The sequence below is a fragment of the Marinobacter sp. JSM 1782161 genome, assembly GCF_011421605.1.
In the GTDB taxonomy this organism is placed as follows: Bacteria; Pseudomonadota; Gammaproteobacteria; order Pseudomonadales; family Oleiphilaceae; genus Marinobacter_A; species Marinobacter_A bohaiensis.
On sequence record NZ_WSSA01000002.1, the window covers coordinates 1,498,762 to 1,519,193 of the forward strand.

At 64.0% G+C, this 20,432-nt stretch carries 16 protein-coding genes; 5 read left to right on the top strand and 11 right to left on the bottom strand.

The features are described 5' to 3' along the window. Positions 1–12: 12 nt before the first annotated feature. From GQB00_RS06685 to GQB00_RS06700, 4 genes are all read left to right on the top strand, one after another. The gene (locus GQB00_RS06685; protein ID WP_165855642.1) at positions 13–933 is read left to right on the top strand and encodes a sigma-70 family RNA polymerase sigma factor; all 921 of its coding nucleotides are present in this window, start codon (positions 13–15) and stop codon (positions 931–933) included. Then, complete coding sequence (locus GQB00_RS06690) at positions 930–1,370, top strand: RidA family protein (protein ID WP_165855643.1); 441 nt, start codon at positions 930–932, stop codon at positions 1,368–1,370. Before GQB00_RS06685 ends, GQB00_RS06690 begins: the two co-directional genes overlap by 4 nt. A 22-nt stretch (positions 1,371–1,392) precedes the next feature. Then, the gene (locus GQB00_RS06695) at positions 1,393–2,103 is read left to right on the top strand and encodes a pseudouridine synthase (RefSeq protein ID WP_165855644.1); all 711 of its coding nucleotides are present in this window, start codon (positions 1,393–1,395) and stop codon (positions 2,101–2,103) included. A gap of 146 nt (positions 2,104–2,249) precedes the next feature. Next, on the top strand, positions 2,250–5,102 hold the full coding sequence (locus GQB00_RS06700; protein WP_165855645.1) for a mechanosensitive ion channel domain-containing protein: 2,853 nt from the start codon (positions 2,250–2,252) through the stop codon (positions 5,100–5,102). Positions 5,103–5,148: 46 nt separating this feature from the next. On the opposite strand, the gene GQB00_RS06705 is transcribed toward GQB00_RS06700, so the two are convergent. The 3 genes from GQB00_RS06705 to GQB00_RS06715 form a co-directional block, all read right to left on the bottom strand. Continuing rightward, the gene (locus GQB00_RS06705; RefSeq protein WP_165855646.1) at positions 5,149–6,057 is read right to left on the bottom strand and encodes a neutral zinc metallopeptidase; all 909 of its coding nucleotides are present in this window, start codon (positions 6,055–6,057) and stop codon (positions 5,149–5,151) included. A gap of 220 nt (positions 6,058–6,277) precedes the next feature. Next, positions 6,278–7,387 (bottom strand): DcaP family trimeric outer membrane transporter, encoded by a 1,110-nt coding sequence (locus GQB00_RS06710; RefSeq protein ID WP_111495291.1) that lies wholly within the window; start codon positions 7,385–7,387, stop codon positions 6,278–6,280. A 436-nt stretch (positions 7,388–7,823) separates the two neighbouring features. After that, complete coding sequence (locus GQB00_RS06715; protein ID WP_165855647.1) at positions 7,824–9,182, bottom strand: sigma-54 interaction domain-containing protein; 1,359 nt, start codon at positions 9,180–9,182, stop codon at positions 7,824–7,826. A 664-nt stretch (positions 9,183–9,846) separates the two neighbouring features. On the opposite strand from GQB00_RS06715, the gene GQB00_RS06720 reads away from it, so the two are divergent. Further along, positions 9,847–10,734: a helix-turn-helix domain-containing protein gene (locus GQB00_RS06720; RefSeq protein ID WP_165855648.1), complete on the top strand. Its 888-nt coding sequence runs from the start codon at positions 9,847–9,849 to the stop codon at positions 10,732–10,734. Between the two features lie 66 nt (positions 10,735–10,800). Here the strand turns inward: GQB00_RS06720 and GQB00_RS06725 are convergent, their stop codons facing one another. From GQB00_RS06725 to GQB00_RS06760, 8 genes are all read right to left on the bottom strand, one after another. Next, positions 10,801–11,424 carry an NADPH-dependent F420 reductase gene (locus GQB00_RS06725; RefSeq protein WP_165855649.1) on the bottom strand — a complete coding sequence of 208 codons (624 nt, stop codon included), beginning with the start codon at positions 11,422–11,424 and terminating at the stop codon, positions 10,801–10,803. Between the two features lie 58 nt (positions 11,425–11,482). Further along, complete coding sequence (gene ygiD / locus GQB00_RS06730) at positions 11,483–12,292, bottom strand: 4,5-DOPA dioxygenase extradiol (RefSeq protein ID WP_207950621.1); 810 nt, start codon at positions 12,290–12,292, stop codon at positions 11,483–11,485. Beyond that, positions 12,285–14,228, bottom strand: coding sequence for an ABC transporter ATP-binding protein (locus GQB00_RS06735; RefSeq protein WP_207950622.1), 1,944 nt, complete (start codon positions 14,226–14,228; stop codon positions 12,285–12,287). Before GQB00_RS06735 ends, ygiD begins: the two co-directional genes overlap by 8 nt. Next, complete coding sequence (locus GQB00_RS06740; protein WP_165855650.1) at positions 14,225–15,118, bottom strand: ABC transporter permease; 894 nt, start codon at positions 15,116–15,118, stop codon at positions 14,225–14,227. Before GQB00_RS06740 ends, GQB00_RS06735 begins: the two co-directional genes overlap by 4 nt. Next, entirely contained in the window at positions 15,115–16,185 is a 1,071-nt protein-coding gene (locus GQB00_RS06745) for an ABC transporter permease (protein WP_165855651.1), read from the bottom strand. The genes GQB00_RS06740 and GQB00_RS06745 overlap by 4 nt, the downstream gene beginning before the upstream one ends. Positions 16,186–16,232: 47 nt before the next feature. Beyond that, the gene (locus GQB00_RS06750; RefSeq protein ID WP_165855652.1) at positions 16,233–17,447 is read right to left on the bottom strand and encodes an aromatic ring-hydroxylating oxygenase subunit alpha; all 1,215 of its coding nucleotides are present in this window, start codon (positions 17,445–17,447) and stop codon (positions 16,233–16,235) included. Positions 17,448–17,642: 195 nt separating this feature from the next. After that, a complete protein-coding gene (locus GQB00_RS06755) occupies positions 17,643–19,166 on the bottom strand; it encodes an ABC transporter substrate-binding protein (RefSeq protein ID WP_165855653.1) in 1,524 nt (507 codons plus the stop codon). 65 nt (positions 19,167–19,231) lie between these two features. After that, complete coding sequence (locus tag GQB00_RS06760; protein WP_165855654.1) at positions 19,232–20,425, bottom strand: porin; 1,194 nt, start codon at positions 20,423–20,425, stop codon at positions 19,232–19,234. Between the last annotated feature and the right edge of the window lie 7 nt (positions 20,426–20,432).

The following is a 20,432-nucleotide window of genomic DNA, read 5'->3' on the forward strand; positions in this document are numbered from 1 at the left end:
GGAGAATCGATCATGCCCAGCGATGGACCGGCCACCGACTTCGAAACCCATCGTCCGACGCTCAAGGGCCTGGCCTATCGCATGCTGGGCACCGTGTCAGAGGCTGACGACGTGGTGCAGGACGCCTACCTGCGCTGGCACAACGCCGACCGGCCGAGCATCGACAACCCCCGGGCCTGGCTGTCGACGGTGGTCAGCCGGCTGTGCCTGGATCGCTGGAAAGAGGCCCGGCACCGGCGCGAAACCTACGTCGGCCCCTGGCTGCCGGAACCGCTGGTGGCGGACGCCGCAGGCCCCGATGCCGACGAGACACTGGCTCGGGACGTGCATTTCGCCCTGATGCTGGCGCTGGAAAGGCTGTCGCCACTGGAGCGTGCCGCCTTCCTGCTGCACGACGTGTTCGAGCTGGATTTCACCCAGGTCGCCGCGGCCCTGCAGCGCAGCGAAACGGCCTGCCGTCAGTTGGCGCGCCGCGCCCGCCGGAACGTCCAGTCGGCCCGCCCGCGGTTCGAAACCAACCCGGCCCAGGGCGAGAAGCTGTCCGCCGCCTTCTTTCGCGCCTCGCGAGCCGGCGACACCGATGCCCTGAGCCGGCTGCTGGCCGATGACGTCCGCCTGCATGCCGACGGTGGCGGCGTGCGCGCCGCGGCGCTGCGGGTAATTCACGGCGCCGATCGTGTCAGCCGCATGTTTGCCGGCCTGGCCCGCAAGCGTAACCAGCCTCCGCGCTGGCGGCGGGCGGTAACCGTCAATGGCCTGCCGGGCTGGCTGACGGTGGAGGCCGACGGCTTCCTGCAGGCTACGGCGGTCGCCTGCCATGACGGCCGCATTACCGAAATTTATGTCGTCCGCAATCCGGCCAAGCTGGATCATTTGGCCCATCACGTACCAGACTCAATCTGCGACACCCCAAACGGGAGAGACGACTCATGAGCCACGACGACGCACTGACCCTGAGCAATCCGGAAGGTCTGTACGATCCCTCCGAAAATGGCTATTCACACCTGGCGCAGGTGGCCCCCAACAGCCGATTGATCCTGGTCGCCGGGCAAGGAGGGGAAAACGTCCACGGCGAACTGCCCGCCGACTTTCACCTGCAGGTCCGCTGGGCCCTGGCCAACCTGAAGGTGGCGGTCAACGCCGCCGGCGCCGAACTCGGCGATGTCGCCAAGCTCACCACGCTGATCGTCGACCACGACGAGGACAAGCTGGCGATCCTGGGCGAGGAGCTCAAAGCCGCCTGGGGCGACGCCGCACTGCCGACCCAGACGCTGATTCCCGTCCCCCGGCTGGCGCTCGAAGGCATGCTGTTCGAGGTCGAAGCGCTTGCGGTTCTGCCGCAGGACGCGACAATGGCGGAAACGCTCTGACGCCATCCACCGCCGGGACTTCATGCGACTCGACCGCTTTATCAGCAAACACACCGGCCTGCCCTTCCAGACGGTGCGCCGTCACATCGCGGCGGGTCGGGTGACGCTCGACCACCGTCCTGTGCGGGCGCCCAATCGCAACGTCGACCGCTTCAGCCACGTCGGCCTGGACGGCCAGGTGCTGCAGGCGCAGACGGCGCATTACCTGATGCTGCATAAACCGGTGGGCTACCTCAGCGCCACCAGCGATCCGGCCCTGCCCACGGTAATCGAGCTGATGCCGGCGGGCGTGCGCGACCAGTTGCATATCGGCGGACGCCTGGATCGGAGCACGTCGGGACTGCTGATCCTGACCAACGATGGCCGCTGGTCGCGCCAGCTCACCGAACCCGGCCTCAAGCTGCCCAAGACCTACCGGGTGGCCACCCGCGATCCCATCTCACCGGACACCGCCCGCCGCTTTGCCGAAGGCATTTACCTGGCCCATGAAGACCTGACCACCTCCCCAGCCCGGCTTGACCCGATCAGTTGCCGGGAGACCCGGCTCACCATTTATGAAGGCCGCTACCATCAGGTCAAACGAATGTTCGCGGCGGTCGGCAACCGTGTCTCCGCCCTGCACCGGGAGAGCATGGGCGCGATCCGTCTGGACCCGACCCTGGCCCCCGGCGAAAGCCGCCCGTTGACCCCGGCGGAGATCGACTCGGTCCGGGAAAACGCCAATATCCGGTAAAATCCGCTATCCTTTTGATTGGCTTGGCATTGCGCGCCGCGCCCGGGCAATGGTGACGGACCACTGGCGATTAACGCTCTCGTCATCCCGCCCACCGTCCGGGCCGTGTACACTCAGGTATTTTTACGGGCATAGGATGTTACTGCATGGTGCTGTCGTTCCCGCGACTTTGGCGGAAGTCTCCCGCCGTCGGCCTGATAGGCCTGTTTCTGTTCCTGCTGCTGGCCGGACCGGTTGCCGCTGAAGAGCCGTCGTCGGCGGAGGCCGCGCCCGAACAGTCCTCATCCGCCGACGCGTCCGACGCCTCCAACGACGAGAGCGCCGAGTCCGAAAAACAGGAGGAGAAGAAGGAGCCACCGCCCGAGCCCAAGGCGGAACCGGTCCAGCCCAACATCGAGGAAGACGAGTCCGAACCGCTGAAAACCCGGCTGCCTTCCAGCGAGAACGCCGATATCCGCCAGCAGATTCAGGCCCTGCGCGAATCCCTCGACGAGCGCCTGGTGGCGCTGGATTCCACCCGCAATCGCCTGGCCTACGCCCAATCCCTGCTCAAGCGCCTGGACAACGAGTACGAGAGTTTCGAGCTGCGCCTGGAGCGGGCCGGGCTGAACCTCACCGAGGAATACGCCAACCTGCTGCAGCAGCGGCTCGACCGCCTGGAGCGCCAGACCATCGCCACCAGCCTGAGTGAAGGCATTAAGGACAAACTGTCCGCCGCCCGGGAAGAGCAACTGCGGCTGGAGGAATACGAGGCGGTCCTCAACCCGGAAGACGATGCCCGCGGCCAGCTACGCCAGAAACGCGCCGAACTGCTGCGCCAGTTGCACGGTGCCGTAACCGATCACATCGACGTACTCAACGAATACTTCAATACCGTGGGCGATCTGCAGACACGGATCGACGCCTACCGCAGCCTGTTGCAGCAGCGCCTGTTCTGGCTGCCCAGCGCGGAAGTCATCAGTGCGGACGTGTTCCTGCAGGCCTTCAAGGGCGTCGCCTGGCTGGTCGGCTCCTTCCAGTGGGACGCCTTTACCGACGCGGTGAGCCAGTCCTTCGACGACCGCGGCATGCGCATGCTGGTTATCGCGCTGCTCCTGGGTGCGCTGCTGTTCAAGCGACGCCGGATCCAGGCGGCACTGAAGGCCACCGGCAAGTACGTGGGCAACGTCGGGCGCGATCGCTTCCCGTATACCCTGATGGCCCTGTTCTACAGCGTGCTGATGGCGCTGCCCGGCGTTCTGGCGCTGTCGCTCGGGGCGCTGCTGATCAAGGAAGGCAACGATTTCTTCAGCGCCGTCTCCCGCGGCCTCGGCGCCGGGGCCTTCATCATGCTGTTGCTCAACCTGGTCCACAAGGTGGCCCGCCAGGATGGTCTGGGGGAGCGGCATTTCAAGTGGAACACCCATACACTGGCCTCGATACGCCGCCAGATTCCCCTGCTGCTGTGCTTCCTGATTCCGGGCACCGTGATCATCGCCACGCTGAACACCAGCGCCGGGGATCCCTACCAGGACAGCCTGGGACGCATCGTCTTCGCCATCACCTCGGCGGCGCTGGCCTACTTCGCCCACCGCATCATCCGTTCGGTACGCCGGGGCAAGCAGGAAAAGAAAACCCTGCGTGTACTCCACTGGCTGGCGGTGGGTACGCCCATCGTCCTCGCCATTGCCTCATTGCTGGGGTACCACTACACGGCGGTGCAACTGGAGCGTAATGCCTTTGTCAGTATCTGCTGGCTGGCGTTCACCACGCTGCTGTACTACCTCGCTCTGCGCGGGCTTTCGGTCCGTGAGCGTCGCATGACCCTGGAGCGTCTGCGCGAGCAGCGGGCGGCCGAACGCAAACTGGCGGAAACCCGGGAAGCCGCGGAAAGCTCTGGCGAGGGCCTGCCGCCCACCCTCGACATGCCGGAAATGGACCTCAAGGACATCAACCAGCAGAGTACCTCGCTGGTGCGGATCATCATCCTGGCCATTGCCGTCACCGGGCTCTGGCTGTTCTGGGACGGGGTTATCCCCGCCCTGCAGCTGTTCGACGACATGACCCTGTGGACCATTTCCACCAGCATCGAAGGCGGCGATCCGCTCCCCATCACCCTGGGCGACCTGATGATCGCCCTGCTGTTCGGCACCGGCACGGTACTGGCGGCCAAGAACCTGCCGGGCACGCTGGAGGTGCTGATACTGAGCCGCCTCAAGCTGGAACCCGGCTCCGGTTACGCCATTACCACCCTGGCCAACTACATCATCGTCTTCCTGGGGGTGATTATTTCGCTGTCGGTGATCGGCGTGCAGTGGTCACAAATGCAGTGGCTGGTGGCCGCCCTGGGTGTGGGTCTGGGGTTCGGCCTGCAGGAAATCGTGGCCAACTTCGTCTCCGGCATCATCCTGCTGTTCGAACGCCCTATCCGGGTGGGCGACACGGTGAGCATCGGCGGCATCACCGGCACCGTCTCACGGATCCGCATCCGCGCCACCACCCTGGTGGACTGGGACCGCAAGGAACAGATCATTCCCAACAAGACCTTCGTCACCCAGGATCTGACCAACTGGACCCTGACCGACGCCATCACCCGGGTCATCATCCGGGTCGGCGTCGCTTACGGCTCCGACGTGGACAAGGTACGCGACCTGCTGTACCAAGTGGCCGTAGACAACGAGCGGGTGGTCGACGATCCGGCTCCGGCGGTATTCTGCGTGGGCCTGGGCGATAGTCGCATCGATTTCGAGGTCCGGGTGTTCGTACGCGACCTGCTGGATTTCATGCCGCTGTACCACGAACTGCACGCCGCCATCACCCGAGCGCTAAGCGATGCCGGTGTGTCGATTCCGTTCCCGCAGCGGGATATCCACATCCGCACCGCCGGCAGCGAACTTCCGGGGACAGAAGCCCCCAGCGCGGGGAGAGCCGGTGCCGCCAGTAACGGCGCAAAGAGTGACGGCACGGAGAACAATCGCCCGGACATCGGCGATACAGACAATGCCGACGGCAAAGACTGAGGCGCGCTATGAACGGCCCCGGAAACGATCCATGAAATGCGACAAACTATGGGTTCACTTCGGAAAAGGTATCGCACTGCCGAATATCGCCGCTCTCGTAACCACGCCGGAACCAGCTCACCCGTTGCTCTGACGAGCCGTGGGTGAAGCTGTCCGGCACCACTGCACCGCCGGCCTGGCGCTGGAGGCGGTCATCCCCGATGGCCGCCGCGGCTTTGAGGGCTTCTTCAAGGTCACCGGCATCCAGGATCTGCCCTTCCGACGCGGCGTGGGCCCAGAGACCCGCAAAACAGTCCGCCTGCAATTCCTGGCGCACCGACAGGGCATTGATCCGGGCTCTTGACTGCCCCTGCCCCGCCTGGCGCACCTGATCGCTGATGCCCATCAGCGTCTGTACGTGATGCCCGACCTCGTGCGCCACCACATAGGCCTGGGCGAAGTCGCCGGGTGCACCAAAGCGGTCCTTGAGTTCCCGGAAGAAAGCCAGATCCAGGTAGACCTGTTGATCACCTGGACAGTAGAAGGGGCCGACCGCGGAACTCGCCATGCCGCAGGCGGAGTTGACCCGGTCGGAGAAGAGCACCAGCGTGGGTTCGCGATAGCGTCCACCCAGGTCAGCGAAGATCCCGTGCCAGGTATCCTCGGTTTCCGCCAGGACCACGGACACGAAGTCGACCCGGTCCTGTTCTGCCTGGGTCAGCTCCCGCGATGACGATGTGGTGGTGGGCGCAACACTGGTGCCCAGCAGCATCGGCAACAGATCGATGCCCAGCAAGCGCGCGCCCACGACGGCCACCACCGCCACGATCAGCACCGTGCGCCCGGTCTTGCTGCGCAACAGGGCCGGCAGGAACCGCAGCAACATCATCCCGCCCGCCCCGGCGGCCGAATAGCCCGCGCTCTGCCCGCGCCGGTCCTCCACGTTGGAACTCTGTCGTCTTCCGCGCCAGCGCATGGCCACCTCCCCGCTCGCCACTCAGGTCAGCCCCGGACAGCGCAGGCTCGGGCTTTCACAGACTATAGCGCAGGCCGCCGGCCGGACTTGGATCTATTGGCGATAAAAAAACCCGGCTGGATCACAGCCGGGCCGCAAGAGGCGGGAGAGGAGTAACGATGACCTGAGTCGCGCACGAAACCGAGACGCCAGACTCGTGCGCGCTTAACCAGAGAAGGGATCAGAAGTTGTACTGAGCCGCGAACAGGATGCGGGTGGCATCGCCGTCGTCGCCGCTCTGATCGTCCACCGCGAAGTGGCCCAGTTCAACGCCGTACATAACATTTTCGACCGGGTTCCACTGGTAGTTCACGAAAGCGGTGCTGCGGGTCTCATCCTGACTGGAGGCCACGGCACCCGCATCGACGGCGTCGTCCAGGTCCATCGAGACCATACCGTAGCCGACATTGAAGCTGCCGCTCCCGGTTTTCACGCCCATACCCAGCGTGGCGCCATAGCCGGACACGGTTTCCAGGTCGCCGTCGGAATCCAGGAACGCGTCGGGACCCGGCGCGATGTAGAGGTAGGAGGTGGTGCCGTCGCTGTAGTTCACCGCACCCTGGATGGTGATGCGGTCGGTCAGGCTGAAGCGGGCCGCAGCGAAGGCACCGTAGCCCATCACCGTGTCGTCGTCGGCGCCATCGTCATAGCCCGCCTGGCGCACCAGCCCAGCCACCGAATAGGACAGGTCGCCAGCCTTCCCTTCATACCGGGCGGTCACCGCCGGCATGCTGTCTTTCTTCTCCAGCCCTCCGGCCAGCACGGTGCGCGGGTCCTCAATGGAGAACGACAGTCCCCCGGTGGTGTAACGCAGCTGCGTGAAGCGAGCCTGAAAGCCGGCCAGACCGTAGGTACTGTTGAAATCGAGCGTGGATGTATTGCCAACAAACGAGGTGTAGTTGGACCACGTCTGCCCCGCCAGAACGCCCTGGTAGGTACCGTAAGCGTGGCGCAGACGCGGACCGCCCACGAAATCCGACTCAATCTTCACGTTCACGCCAGAGGTGTGGCCTATGCTGAAGCCCAGACGGGACTGGTTGGCGTCGGCGTTGAAATGACCTTCGGCGACATCGCTGTCACCAGTGTTCACGTTGCCGATGTTGGCCGCACCGGTGGTGCCGCCGTCGCCCAGGTTGGCATCCAGGTCATAGGCCATATTGAGTCGGGCATACCCGTACATGGAGACGTCGAAATCGCCCGCTTCCAGACTCACGGCATGGGCTCCGCCGGCAACCAGCAAAGCGCCGATTGCACTGAAGCGGGACACCTGTTGCATCAATTTAACTGTCATTCTGAGAAAGCTCCCTGATATTTTTGTGGCCGCCGCCCTTATCCGGTCCGGTCTGGCCTTGTTACGTTGGCAGGCCCGGCAACGCGGTTGCCGGCACCCGCCCGATGAAATGTAACAAGCTTGTAATTCATAGACTTATGCACATTGGTGTGACCCGGAAATCGTCACTGCAAACACGTCCGGACAGGTGTCTGTCAGGCTGGACAACAGGCGCCGTCGGGCATCGCCAGGCTTCGCCGGATTGAGTCAGACTCAGAATGCCCGCGGCGGTCGCCGTCACACGATGGGAAACGCAATGTGCAGAATCCGGAACCCCATGAGTGAGGCACGGCGCCTGGACTGAGCGAAGGAAGCCGGGGAAGCATCGCCAGACGCACGGCTGGTGCCGCGCGCCCGGTTCGGGGAAAGGCGTTTCTGGATGAGTCTGCTCTGGATACTAGAGCGACAGGCCCAACCGGCGCATTTTCTCGTAAAGGTTGGCGCGGGAAATACCCAGCTTGCGGGCGGCCAGGGTGCGATTGTTGCTGCTCACACGCAGGGCCTGTTCGATGGCCTGCTGCTCGGCCTGGGCCAGGGTATCGTTCAGGGGAGGAACGGATTCGCCGGCAAAAGCCACCACCCGGGCCGGCAGCGCAGCCAGCTCATTGAAATCGTCCACTTCGAGCATTTCTGCCGGTGAGAAAATACTGGCCTGCTCCAGCATGTTACGCAGTTCACGCACGTTCCCGGGCCAGGCATGGCGGGCCAACCGTTGTAGCGCAGAGTCAGAAAGCCGCTTGCGGGCGATACCGATGGCGAGGCTGATCTGCCTCAGGAAGGCGTCGCACAGATCCGCCAGATCCTCAGGCCGTTGGCGCAGCGGTGGTACATCAATGGGCAGCACGCTCAGCCGGTAGAATAACTCCGGCCGGAAGTGCCCGGTGCGAACACGCTCCGCCAGACTGACGCTGCTGGAAGCGATAATCCGGAACCGTGCAGGGCCTGTTTCGGATTCGTACTCACGTGCCTGTAGCAGCCGCGAGAGCTTGCACTGCAGGGCCATGGGCAAATCGCCGATTTCATCCAGGAACAGGGTGCCGCCCTCGACCGCCTCGATCTTGCCGGCCTCGCCGAACAGCTCGGCTTCCAGGGTAGCCTCCGGCATGGCGGGCAGGTTGATCGCAACAAAAGGCCGGTCCCGGCGAATGGAAGCGTTGTGAATGGCCTGGGCCAACATGTCCTTGCCGCTGCCGGTTTCCCCCACAAGCAGCACCGTGGTGTCGAGCCGCGCCGCGTGCCTGGCGCGATCCAGCGCGGCCGTCAGGGATACACTGGTGCCAACAAAGTCGGCAAAGCGGTAGCGCGCCCGGCGTCCGGCCGGACAGGTGCCGGTCGGCATCGGCAGCTCGAAAAGCTGCCGGCATTTAGCAGCGAAGTGGCCGATGGCTTCCGGCTGTCGGCTGTGGATGATCCCCATGGCGCCGATCAGCTTGCCGGCGCGATCGCGCAGGGGCATGCGGCTTTCCACCAGCCACTCACCGTTCTGCTGACACAGGTCCAGACGCACCGGTCGGGCGTCCCGGGTGACCTGGCGCAGCAGACTGTCCGGCAGGATTTCCTCGACCGGTCGTCCGTTGAAATAACCCGACACTCCCAGATTCAGGCACTGGCGAAACCGTTGACTGACCCAGCGGATTCGGGCCTGGTGGTCGACCACGATCACCCCCTCGCAGGCGCGGTCCAGCTCGCGCAGCATGGGGCTGTCGATCAGGTCGAACAGGGAGCGGGATGCCTCCAGCACAGCGAGGACGTTCATCGATTGGCGCCCCTTGGTCTTATCGTTTTTTTTGACGATACGTCCGGTAACACCTGAATGGCTCGAAAACGCGGTATCGTTCAGGCTGACGACGTTTCCCAGCTTTCCATCAGAAATGACGTAACGTTCATGCATTCTGGGAAATTCCCGACAGGTCGTCTTGCTCAGAAGTGCGCCGTTTTGGCGGGGGGCTCTTAATCTGCGCTGAGGGCTCTTGCCTTACGCTGAGAGCTGCCACCTTACACTGAGGGCTCCTACCCAACTGACGTCGCTGGTCCGGGTATCGCCCTACCCACGCCCGTCGATGCCCATCCATAGCGCATCGACTAGTACACCCGTCCAGAATTGATGCCTTTTTGCTCCGTGCCCCCATCGAGACGCCCCCGTTCCCGGGGTCCCCACGCCAGCCCAGACAGGCTGACGATCGCCCGATCCCCTTCCGCCCGGCGTCTTCCGGCAACCGTTCGCCCGGATGATAAGCATGCTTCCCAATGGCCCGCATCTTGCAGAATTATGGTGTTGATGCATCAGGGAAACCGCGCCAGGGATGGAAACATCAACCATGCAGAGTGGTTTGGGGCTGGAGTACATCGGTATGACGAACTGGAAGATCTCAACGGACACCTGCCCGCGATCGGATAGGGCAAATCTGTGGCAGCGCGCCATGGACCAACTTTACATGCCGGCCTGCATTTATGCCGAAGGGTTCGAAGCGTTTCACGGCGATGTGGCCTGTCTGAACACGCCCATGGGCGTTGAGTTCGCGCGGATTAGCGGCAGCCCCTTTAAAATCTCGGGCAAGTCCGAAGATCAGCCGTACTCGATGTGGCTGGCGCTGTTGCTCGAAGGCGACTTCGCTCTGCACTACCAGGGCCTGTCCCTGCAGGTCGAGGCCGGTGACCTGATCTACGCTCCGACCGGCGTCGACATGTCTCTATCCATGGCATCCGACTTCACGGTGCTCTACATAAAGATTCCGCAGGACATGCTGCACTCGCGCCTGCTGAACCCATCGCTGATCGACGTCGGCTACATCCCCCGCGACCAGGCGGCCTACCGCGTGTTCACCTCCATGCTCGAATCCCTGAGTCAGCACCTGGATGAGATCGACGCTACCCTGCTGCGGCCGGTGGAGATCGCCATCTCCGAATTCCTGATCACCACCCTGATCCAGCAGAGCAAGGTCCAGGAGTTCGGCAGTACCGCCAAGATGCTGCATTTCCGGCGGATCTGCCAGCATATCGACAACCACCTGTCCGACCCGGCACTGTCCCTGGGCACGGTGGCCGACCAGTGCCACGTATCCGCCCGTTACGTGCAGAAGCTGTTCGAGACTTCGGGGGACAGTTTCGTCCACTACGTGCGCATCCGGCGGCTGGAGCGCTGCCGCTGCGAGCTGGGCAACCCCGAGTACGATCACCTGTCGGTTTCGGACATCTGCTTTCGCTGGGGATTCAACGACGCGGCGCATTTCAGCCGGGTGTTCCGCAAGGCGTTCGGGATGACACCGCGGGAATACCGCCGCAAGAGTTCGGCAGCGCTGGCGTCGTAAGCCGGTCAGAGGCGCAGGCCAGGGGCAATCACCGGAGGATCGCGCCCTCCGGTGATTCAGACGGGTCTAGCGTTTGATCCAGGTCGGCGCGATCTGGGTGCCCAGGCCGGCACCGTAACCCAGGTAGATATTGAGGCCGGCCACCGGCTCAAGGTAGCGGGCATTGACCAGGCCACCGGCATCGATGGGGGCATAGCCCAGCGATTCCAGCACACCGGCCACTGCCACCTTGGCGTCGGCATCGTCACCGGCTACGAATCCGGCGGCCGGGGTTCCGCCGAAGTCGGCGCCGGCGTCGATCACCTGTGCAAACAGCGTATTGAACGCCTTGACCACCTTGGCTCCGGGCGCCAGCTTAGCAATTTCTTCGGCGGCCGAGGTGCTGTGGCCCACGGTCAGGCCCATGAAATCGGCGGTCAGCGGGTTGGTCGGGTCGATCAGGATCTTGCCGCTAACATCGCCAATGCTGGCCAGCACATCCTTGACCGCCTCGAAATAGACCGCCAACACGTAGGCTTCGCTCTGGGTACCGGTTTCCGACAGCGGCAGCACCTTGGCGCCGTGCTCCTCGGCAACCGCGCGGGCCTTGTCCAGGTCACGTCCGCTGACGATCACATCATGACCGGCCTTGGCCAGCTGTTTGGTCACTGCAGCACCAATGTTTCCGTATCCAACGACAGTAATTTTCATAGTTCCAACCTTTTCAGGGTCGATAAGTGGATGGCGACGTCCGTCGCCCGTCAGTGCCTTACGGCCTTGCGGATGGCCATAACGCCACGCTCATCATGCTGAGGGATCCGTACACGCACTTGGGGGTGACGAATTCCACCGCATCGTCCGCTGCATCCCGCGCACCCAGCGCGTAGAGCAAGGGAAGGTAATGGTCCGACGTCGGTATCGAACGATCCGCATCAGTACCGAGGGAGGGATAGTCCACCAGCAAGCGGTCCTGCCCGGCGGCAATGGTTTTCTGGACGAAATCCTGGAACCGCTGCGCCCAGTCGAAGCCTTCATCGGGCAGGTTCCACTTCATCGCCGGCAGGTTATGGACGACGTTCCCGCTGCCAATGATCAGCACGCCCTTGTCGCGCAGGGGCAGCAGCCGCTGGCCCAGCTCGTAGTGCCCGGCCGGTGACAGGCCCACATCCATACTCAGTTGAACCACCGGCACGTCGGCTTCCGGGTAGAGATGACAGAGCACGGACCAGGCCCCATGATCCAGCCCCCATTTGCTGTCCTCAGCCACCGCCATCGGCGCCAGGCAGTCCCGCACCTGCGCCACCAGCTCGGCATCGCCGGGCGCCGGATAGCGTGCATCGAACAACGCCTGGGGAAAGGCCCCGAAATCGTGGATCGTGCGCGGCTCGGGGTTGGCGGTGACCGCTGTACCGCGGGTTTGCCAGTGCGCCGAAACCATCAGCACAGCGCGGGGTTTACCAATGCACCGGCCCAGATCGGACCAGCTCCGGGAAAACTCGTTGCGCTCGATCGCGTTCATCGGGGACCCGTGGCCGAGGAACAGCACCGGCATCCGGGTCTTGGGGGGTAGCTTAGTCATGGTCACCTTCTGTTCGAATGGGGGGATGGGTGGGCCATACGGCGTCCGGGGCCGCCGGGGGAACCGCGTCGATCAGGGCCCTGGTGTAGGAATGGCTGGGGTTGCCGAGCACCTGTTCGGTGGGGCCGCTTTCCACCACGCGCCCCTTGTGCATGACAATCACCCGGCTGCACAGGTAGCGCACCACCGCCAGGTCGTGTGAGATCAGCAGCAGGGAGATCTTGTGCTCCCGGCGCAGGTCGAGCAGCAGATTCATGATCTGCGCCTGGACCGACACATCCAGTCCCGAAACAATCTCGTCGGCCACCAGTACCTGCGGCAGGTCGCACAGGCTGCGGCCGATGTTCACCCGCTGGCGCTGCCCCCCGGAAAGCTGGGACGGATAGCGCCGGGTAGCACTGGGGGCCAGGCCCACATCGCCGGCCAGTTCCGTCGCCCGGTTGGTGCGCTCCAGACGCAGGTGATTGCGGGCGTCCATCGCCTGGGTCAGGGTCAGTCCCACCTGACGACGGGGATTGAGCGCCGAGCGCGCGTCCTGGAACACCATCTGCACCGAACCGATGCGGCGCTGCCACTCGGCCGGGCTGTTACCGAGTTCGCGACCGTTCAGATAGACGGCGCCGCCGGTGGGCTCTTCGATGCCCATAATCAGCTTGGCCAGGGTGGACTTGCCGCTGCCGCTTTCGCCCACCACACCCACGAATTCACCCGGCGACAGGGTCAGGTCGGTGGGATGCAGGGCCTGGGTCAGCGTCCGGGCCGCTCGACCGCGTCGGCCGGCACGGTATGCCTTGCTGAGTCCTCGCACCTCCAGACACTTCATGCTGCTGAGGGCGTCGCCGGTGGCGTGCCGACCGGTCTCCGCCACAGCGGCCGGGGCGAACGACGCCAGCGCAGTGTGAACACAGCGGACCCGGTGCCCTGTCGCCGTGTCCAGCTCGCGCAGGTCCGGCTTGCCTTCCCGGCATGGCTTCGAGGCCAGGCTACAACGCTCGGCAAAGCGGCAGCCGGGCAGTTGCGGAAAGCGCTCCACCGCCGGCATCTGGCCATCCAGGGCGTGCAGCGGTGCCAGGTCGCCATACAGGGGCGGCGTGGCCTGGCGCAACGCGCGGGTATAGGGATGGCGCGGGTTGGCAAACACGGTCTTGGCGGGGCCACTCTCCATGACGTCGCCGGCGTACAGCACCACCACGTCGTCGCAGGCGTGGGTGGCCAGTCCCATATCGTGAGTCACAAACAGGACACCGGTACCGCGCCGCTCCTGCATGCGACGCAACAGCCCCACCACATGGGCCTGGGTGCTTACATCCAGCGCCGTGGTCGCTTCGTCGGAAATCACCAGGTCGGGCCGGCTGGCGAAAGCCATGGCGATCATCACCCGCTGGCACATGCCGCCGGAAAGCTCGAACGCGTACTTGCCGAAAACCGCCTCGGGATCAGGCAGCAGCACCTCGTCCAGCGCCTCGATCACCCGGGCACGGCATTCGCTGCGGGGAACTCCGATGCGGCGCAGGTGCTCACTGAACTGGCGGCCAATGGTCAGCACCGGATTCAGCGCGGTCATGGGCTCCTGCGGAATGAACGCGATGCGCCGCCCCAGCCATTCCTGGTGTCGGACCGGGCAGGCGGCCAGCAGGTCATCCTGGCCGAACAGCAGACGTCCGGCCGTGACATCGAACCCCGCCGGCAGGTGCCGGGCGATCACCCGGCCGATCATGCTCTTGCCGGCGCCCGACTCGCCGACCAGTCCCAGCGTCCGGCCCGCCTGCAGGGTGAAGTTGATATCCCGCAGCACCGCGCTGGTGCCGTGCGCCATTTGCGCCTCGACCTGCAGCCCTTCGGCGCGGAGAATCGGCGCGGTCCCATCCGCCGAGTGCGGACCGCTCAGGAACGACGGCCCCATCGGCGCCGGGTTAATCATCTGCTCGCTTTTCATGCGTTGACTCCCCTGGCCGGTTCCAGCAGTCGCACGTCGATGGATCGGCGCAGGCCCTGCCCCAGGAAGGTGGCGGCCAGCACCGTCAGTACGGTGCACAGCATCGGCAGCAGCAACGGATAGGGTGACGAGTACATGCTGTTGAGCCCGTCGGCGATCATCACGCCCCAGGTGGGCACGCCCGCTCCGGCCGACATGCCGACGAACGACAGGATGCTCTCGGCGACAATGGCAATGGACACCTCCAGGGCCATCAGCGCGATCACGGTAGGCACGATGGCCGGGATGATGTCGCGCCAGATCACCCCCAGGTGGCTGGCCCCGGTAATCCGCGACGCGGTCACGAAATCCCGACGCCGGACGCTGAGCACCTCTGAACGCAACACCCGGCAGAAACGCGTCCAGTCCACCAGGATGATCGCCAGGATCACGTTCTGAAGCCCCGGCGACAGCGCCACCATCAACACCAGCGCCAGTACCACGGCGGGGAACGACAGCCAGACTTCGACAACGCGGTTGATCAGCCAGTCGATCCAGCCGCCGCAGTAACCGGCAACCAACGCAAGCAGGCACCCCAGCACGGCGGCGCCGATGGGCGCGGTCACGGCGATCATCACCACCACCCGGGTGCTGTAGATCAGGCGCGACAGCACGCACTGCCCCAGGCCGTCGGTGCCCAGCGGGTAGTCGGCGCTGCCTGCGTCGGCCCACATGGGCGGCAGCAGCACGTTGAGAAGGTCCTGCTCGTTGGGGTCGTGGGGCGCCAGCACCGGTGCGAACAGGGCGATCACCGAGAGCACCAGCAGCGCGCCGCCACCGGTCCAGACCAGCGGATCGGCCAGCGCCCTTCGGATCAGCACAATGGCTTGGGTCAGGTCGGGCCGGTTCATGGCGTGGCCCTCAGTCGGGGGTTGAGTCGGTACAGCGCGATCTCCGTCATCACATTGACGAACTGCACCGTCACCGCGTAGGTCAGCGCCAGTGCCTGGATCACCTGAAGGTCGTAGCTGGTGATCGCGCGCAGCATCAGGTTGCCGATGCCCGGCAGCCCGAAGATGGATTCGATCAGCAGGGTGCCGCCGATGATGACGCTGGACTGCACACCGATCAGGCTGACCGTGGGCAGCGAAGCGTTGCGCAGGGCATGGCCCATCAGCAATTTCCACTCCGGCACCCCGCGCAGGCGGGCGGCCAGGATGTAATCCTCGGTGTACACCTCCAGCAGGCTGGAGTGCACGATGCGGGCAATCGGCGTGGCGATGCAGAGGCCCAGCGCCGACGCCGGCAGGACCAGGTGCGCCAGGACGCTGCCAAACGCGGCGAAATCTCCCGCCAGCAGCGTGTCGAGAGTGAGGAAGCCGGTAACCCGCTCCACGTCGAAGCCGGGGCCGATCGGCCCGATGAACGGCAGCCAGGCCATGGCCACCCCCAGGGTCACGATCAGGATGATGGCCCAGAGGAAATCGGGGATGGCGATCATCAGGCCGGTGACGGTGAGAATCGCCTTCTCGGCCAGGGTGCCGCGCAGGGAAAAGGCCGCCAAACCGCTGACCAGCCCCAGGGCAACGCCCGCCAGCATGCCGAAACAGAGCAACTCCAGCGTCATCGGCAGGGAACGCAGGACCATCGGCGTCACCGGCTGGCCATTCTGGATGGAAAGCCCCAGGTCCCCCTGGAAAGCGCGTTCCAGCCAGATCATGAACTGGGCCGGGACCGGCTGGTCCAACCCCAGCTCGCGGCTCAGCCGGGCCGCATCGGCATCCGAGGCGCCGGGCGGCAGCAGCATGGCCGTGGGGTCCACCGGAATGACCCGCAGGATCAGGAACACAATCAGGCTGATCAGTACCAGCATGGGCAGGCGCCAGAGCACCTGCTTCAACAGGACCCACACCAGTCCCAGCGGACGCTCAATGCGGCGCCACCGGGCCAGGGGGTTAACAGCTAGGGTCGAAGGCATGGCAACGGACCTCCAGGGTCGGACTCAACGGAAAGCGACGGATGGACTCAAACGGCCCGGAGCGGAATCTGCTGGTCGCGCCCCTGCGCTTTCATCCGCTCCCAGGTCGTCTGGTAGCGCTTGACCACCCAGTCGTTGAAATCCGTCTGTGCCCGCTCCTGCCAGGAGTAACGTCCACGTACCGCGTAGCGGGAGCGCAGCCCCTTCTGCACCTGCTCATCGACGTGCAGATCCTGGGCAACGATGTTGGCGGTGGCGTTGTAGATCATGTCCAGCCGCAGTTGGAAGGAGGGATCGTCCATGGCCCCCGGTGCGCAGAGGATGCCGGTGTCGTTGATGTGGTGCTCGGGGCCGTCCGCCCGCAGGATAAGGAACATCACCAGGTCACTGGTCAGCACCAGAGACAGCGTCGGCGGCACGTTGACGAACAGGAAACGATTGCGTTCGGCGTCGGTCAGCTTGGGGAAAACCGGCAGCACCGCCTTCTGGGTGGGATTGAAGCTGGCATCCGGGTGCAGCGTGCCGTTGGTACGGTAATAGCCGGCCGTGTTCTCCGGCAGATCCTCGGGAAACTCGGCCAGCCCGCTGGGCACGAAATCGTGCAGGGGGCCGTGGTGGAGACGGTTGGCGTGGTAGCCGTCGTTATTGTTCTCCATCATGACCTTCCAGTTCCAGGGATAGCGCACGCCTTCGGGAAGCTCCGGCCCCTTCGCGTTCTCCAGGTCGTAGTTGGCCAGGACGTCGTCACACGCGGTCAGGCGTGGTGCCAGGGGTTCCGCTTCGGGATCGAAATTGGCAAAGATAAAGCCCTGCCAGAGCTCCACTTTGAGGGTCGGCAGGCAGAAATCCTTCTTGTCGAAGTTTTCCGTGCGCTCCATTTCCGGGGCCCCGATCAGATCGCCGTCCAGGCTGTAGGCCCAATGATGGTAGGGGCAGAGGAAGGCGCGGGTGTTGCCCTGGCCTTCGGCAACCAGCATGGCGCGATGCTGACACACCGCCGACATCACCTTGATATCGCCGGCACGGTTGCGCGCCACGATCAGGGGCTCGCCGATAATGGTGGTGGTGAAGTAGTCGCCAGCCTCGGGAATCTGGTCGGCCCGGCCCAGACAGAGCCATTCGTGGTTGAACAGGGCCTCTTTCTCGAATTCGTAGAACTCCGGGTCGGTGTAGCAAAGCGGCGGCAGCGTATCCGCGCTCTCGATGCCGCGGGTGGAGCTGTCCAGTTGGTCAAAAAATGCGTCTGATTGAAAACCAGCCATCCGATCTCTCTCCGTGTCTTGCCATTAAACGTCGTTCTTTAAGGTCATCTTATGGGGCGGCTGCCTGGGCAGCTTGGGTATACGCGCAGCGACTCTTGTCTTTTGGCGCACCCGGCCCAAAAGCCAGCAGGACTGGCGGTTTGCGGCGCGCCGCAGGCAAAAAAAACCCCTCGCGAGGAGGGGAAAAGCGTTAACTCAAAGCGTCCATTTGGCGGGAAGCATCCAGCCGTTCTGATAGGGCTGGTAATGCAGCCGGTTGGCGTGGGCAACGCTGGAAATACCCTGTAACAGGGGCACGCTATAGCCCTGCTCCACCGCCCAGCGGTTGAAGTCCCGGTAACCGGCCACGCGCTTGTCGTAGTCCAGCTCCGACAACAACGGCCTGAGCTTTTGCATGACATCGTCGCTGCGCCAGACGGAAAAGGCCGTCTCGGCGTCCAGGTAGCTGCCGGAATAGAGCTCCGGGTCCGCCGTGGAGTTGGTCCACAGCCACAACACCGGGCCTTCCAGTTCACCCGCCGCGGAAGCCTGGAAGTACTTGCCCATGTCGATCACCTGGAGATCGGCGGCAATGCCGACCTTCTTCCACATCTGCGTGATCGCCCGGGCCATCTGGAAATCCGCCGGCTGAACGCCGTTGGTCGAAAAGAACTTGATCGCCACCGGGTTGTCCGGGCCATAGCCGGATTCCGCCAGGTACGCCATGGCCTGATCCGGGTCGTAGGCAAACTCGAAGTCCGGCTGGTAGGCCGGCGTACCAGGCGGGCTGGCCGTCGAAATCGGCTCCGAGACGCCGTTGAGCAGCGCCCGCGAGAGGGCGTTCTTGTCGATGGCGTGATGCATGGCCAGGCGCACGTTGCGGTCCTTGAGCGGCCCGGTGTTGACCATCTGGATCAGGTAGGTGTCCACGGTGGACGTCAGTGCCGAAGTCACGCTGGGCAGCTTGCCCAGACGCACGGTTTCACGGATCGGCAGCGCGTAGCTGAACGCCACCTGCCCGGACTGGGTGGCCGATACCCGCGAAGTGGGATTCTGGATCACCTGGATGGTCAGGTTCCTGATCTCGGGGGCGCCGCCCCAGTAATCCTCGAACGCCTCCAGCACAATCCGGTTGTTGGGCTGGTAATCGACGAGCTTGTAGGGTCCGGTCCCCACCGGGTTCTTGATGAAACCTTCATCACCAACCGATTTCATGTACTTCTCGGGCAGGATGAAGGAGCCGGCAAAGCCCAGGTACTGCGGCGCCGTCACGAAGGGTTCTTTCAGGTGGATGACGGCCCTCGTCGGGGTCGGCGTTTCCACGTCCCGTATCTTGCCCCAGATGTAACCGAGCTGGATGTTGGGATTGGCCTTGGGACGTTCGAAGAAGGTGAACCGGAAGTCCGACGAGGTCAGCTTGTCGCCGTTGTGGAAATAGACATCGTCACGGAAATCCAGCGCCAGCACCAGACCGTCGTCGTCCAGCCACTCGTAGGCGGTCACCACGCCGGCGCGCAGCTGGGTGTCCTGGGCGTATTCGAGGGGCTGGTCGAACACGCACTTGTACAGGGACGTGGCGTGCGGAATCACACGGCTGGTCGGGTCCCAGCTCTCCACATCGAAGGGGAAGGCCAGAGAAACCGTCTGACCGGCCGCGCGGACCGGGCTGATGCCGGCCTGCGCGAAAAGGAGGCCAAGTGCACTGGCAGGAATCGCTTTGAGCAAGGTTCTGCGTTTCATGGTTGTTGCCTCTCTCACAATGGTGGCGTTTTTCTCGGGTGGCATTCGGCCGGGGCGATGCGGGCCTAGAAGGTGTAGATAATGCCCACCCGGGCCGTGTCCTGGCGGTTGTCGCTGGAGTTCTCCAGATACCAGCCGGCGCCCTGGTTCGCCTTGATCCCTTCCGAGGCGCGCATCCACGAATAGGACGCATAGACCCAGGTCTTCTCCGACAGGTCGTGCTTGAGGCCGAAGGTCACCTGATCCCACTTGTCGTCCTCCAGCTTGGAATGCTGGTAGCCGACGATGGCCAGGGTCTTGTCGAAGACGGGGTAGTAGCCACCGGCCTCGTAGACGTTCTGTTTTTCCTCGCCGTTGTCGTTCTCGAACTTGGTCTGCGTGGAGTTGGCCACCAGCGTCATGTCGCCCACCTGGTAGAAACCGCCGACCCCAATGGTCTCCTGGTCGACCACCACCGCTGAGCCATCGAAGTTCAGGGTCTGCCCGAGGAACTCGGTGACACCGATCTGCAGATCGGGGTAGATCGCGTTGTCCTTGATGTTCAGGTACACCGCCGAAAGCCCCCAGTTACCGCCGAAGTAGGTGGCCCCGAGACTGAACGTCTCGTTGCTGCCGCTATCCTGGAATGCATAGGTCGAGCCATCCGTGCCGTACATGGCCCCAAACTTCAAACCGCCGAAGCTGGGACTCTGGTACTTGACCGACTTGTCCACCCGCCAGCCCGAGATGCGGTCGAAATCACCGTGGTGGCCGGCGTAAACGCTGGCGTAGCCGCCGATGTTCAACTGGTTCAGGTAGTCGAAAATGAAGTCGTACTGACGCCCGAAGGTAAGCGTGCCGTAATCATCGTGCTCAAGCCCCGCGAAAGCCTGGCGCCCCCATGTGGTGCCGTACTGGGAGGTGGTACCGTCGCTGAGATTGAAACCGTGCTCCAGGGTGAAGATGGCCTTGAGTCCGTAATTGAGGTCCTGCTCGCCTTTCAGGCCGAGGCGGTTACCCCAGTTCACCCCGTCGCGCACCCGGGTATTGCTCTCGCCTCCCTCGTCGCTGACGTAGCTGACGTAGCTGACGCCATAGTCGAGCACGCCGTAGAGGGTGACATGATCGGATATGCGGTCGATGATGTTGCCGACCGTCGCCCCGCCGTTGTCCGAATTGCTGCCTTCCGTGCCCTGCTCGCTACTCTCATCAGCCATGGCGGCTGCGTTCATGCCCAGCAAACAGACAAGCATCGCCGCGTATTTTTTTCTGGTCGTCATCTCTGTA

Coding starts and splice junctions, on each gene's coding strand:
- GQB00_RS06740 (WP_165855650.1), bottom strand. CDS start 15,118: ATGAACCGGCCCGACCTGACCCAAGCCATTGTGCTGATCCGAAGGGCG.
- ygiD (WP_207950621.1), bottom strand. CDS start 12,292: ATGACTAAGCTACCCCCCAAGACCCGGATGCCGGTGCTGTTCCTCGGC.
- GQB00_RS06755 (WP_165855653.1), bottom strand. CDS start 19,166: ATGAAACGCAGAACCTTGCTCAAAGCGATTCCTGCCAGTGCACTTGGC.
- GQB00_RS06700 (WP_165855645.1), top strand. CDS start 2,250: ATGGTGCTGTCGTTCCCGCGACTTTGGCGGAAGTCTCCCGCCGTCGGC.
- GQB00_RS06705 (WP_165855646.1), bottom strand. CDS start 6,057: ATGCGCTGGCGCGGAAGACGACAGAGTTCCAACGTGGAGGACCGGCGC.
- GQB00_RS06720 (WP_165855648.1), top strand. CDS start 9,847: ATGGACCAACTTTACATGCCGGCCTGCATTTATGCCGAAGGGTTCGAA.
- GQB00_RS06745 (WP_165855651.1), bottom strand. CDS start 16,185: ATGCCTTCGACCCTAGCTGTTAACCCCCTGGCCCGGTGGCGCCGCATT.
- GQB00_RS06695 (WP_165855644.1), top strand. CDS start 1,393: ATGCGACTCGACCGCTTTATCAGCAAACACACCGGCCTGCCCTTCCAG.
- GQB00_RS06685 (WP_165855642.1), top strand. CDS start 13: ATGCCCAGCGATGGACCGGCCACCGACTTCGAAACCCATCGTCCGACG.
- GQB00_RS06690 (WP_165855643.1), top strand. CDS start 930: ATGAGCCACGACGACGCACTGACCCTGAGCAATCCGGAAGGTCTGTAC.
- GQB00_RS06710 (WP_111495291.1), bottom strand. CDS start 7,387: ATGACAGTTAAATTGATGCAACAGGTGTCCCGCTTCAGTGCAATCGGC.
- GQB00_RS06760 (WP_165855654.1), bottom strand. CDS start 20,425: ATGACGACCAGAAAAAAATACGCGGCGATGCTTGTCTGTTTGCTGGGC.
- GQB00_RS06715 (WP_165855647.1), bottom strand. CDS start 9,182: ATGAACGTCCTCGCTGTGCTGGAGGCATCCCGCTCCCTGTTCGACCTG.
- GQB00_RS06735 (WP_207950622.1), bottom strand. CDS start 14,228: ATGAAAAGCGAGCAGATGATTAACCCGGCGCCGATGGGGCCGTCGTTC.
- GQB00_RS06725 (WP_165855649.1), bottom strand. CDS start 11,424: ATGAAAATTACTGTCGTTGGATACGGAAACATTGGTGCTGCAGTGACC.
- GQB00_RS06750 (WP_165855652.1), bottom strand. CDS start 17,447: ATGGCTGGTTTTCAATCAGACGCATTTTTTGACCAACTGGACAGCTCC.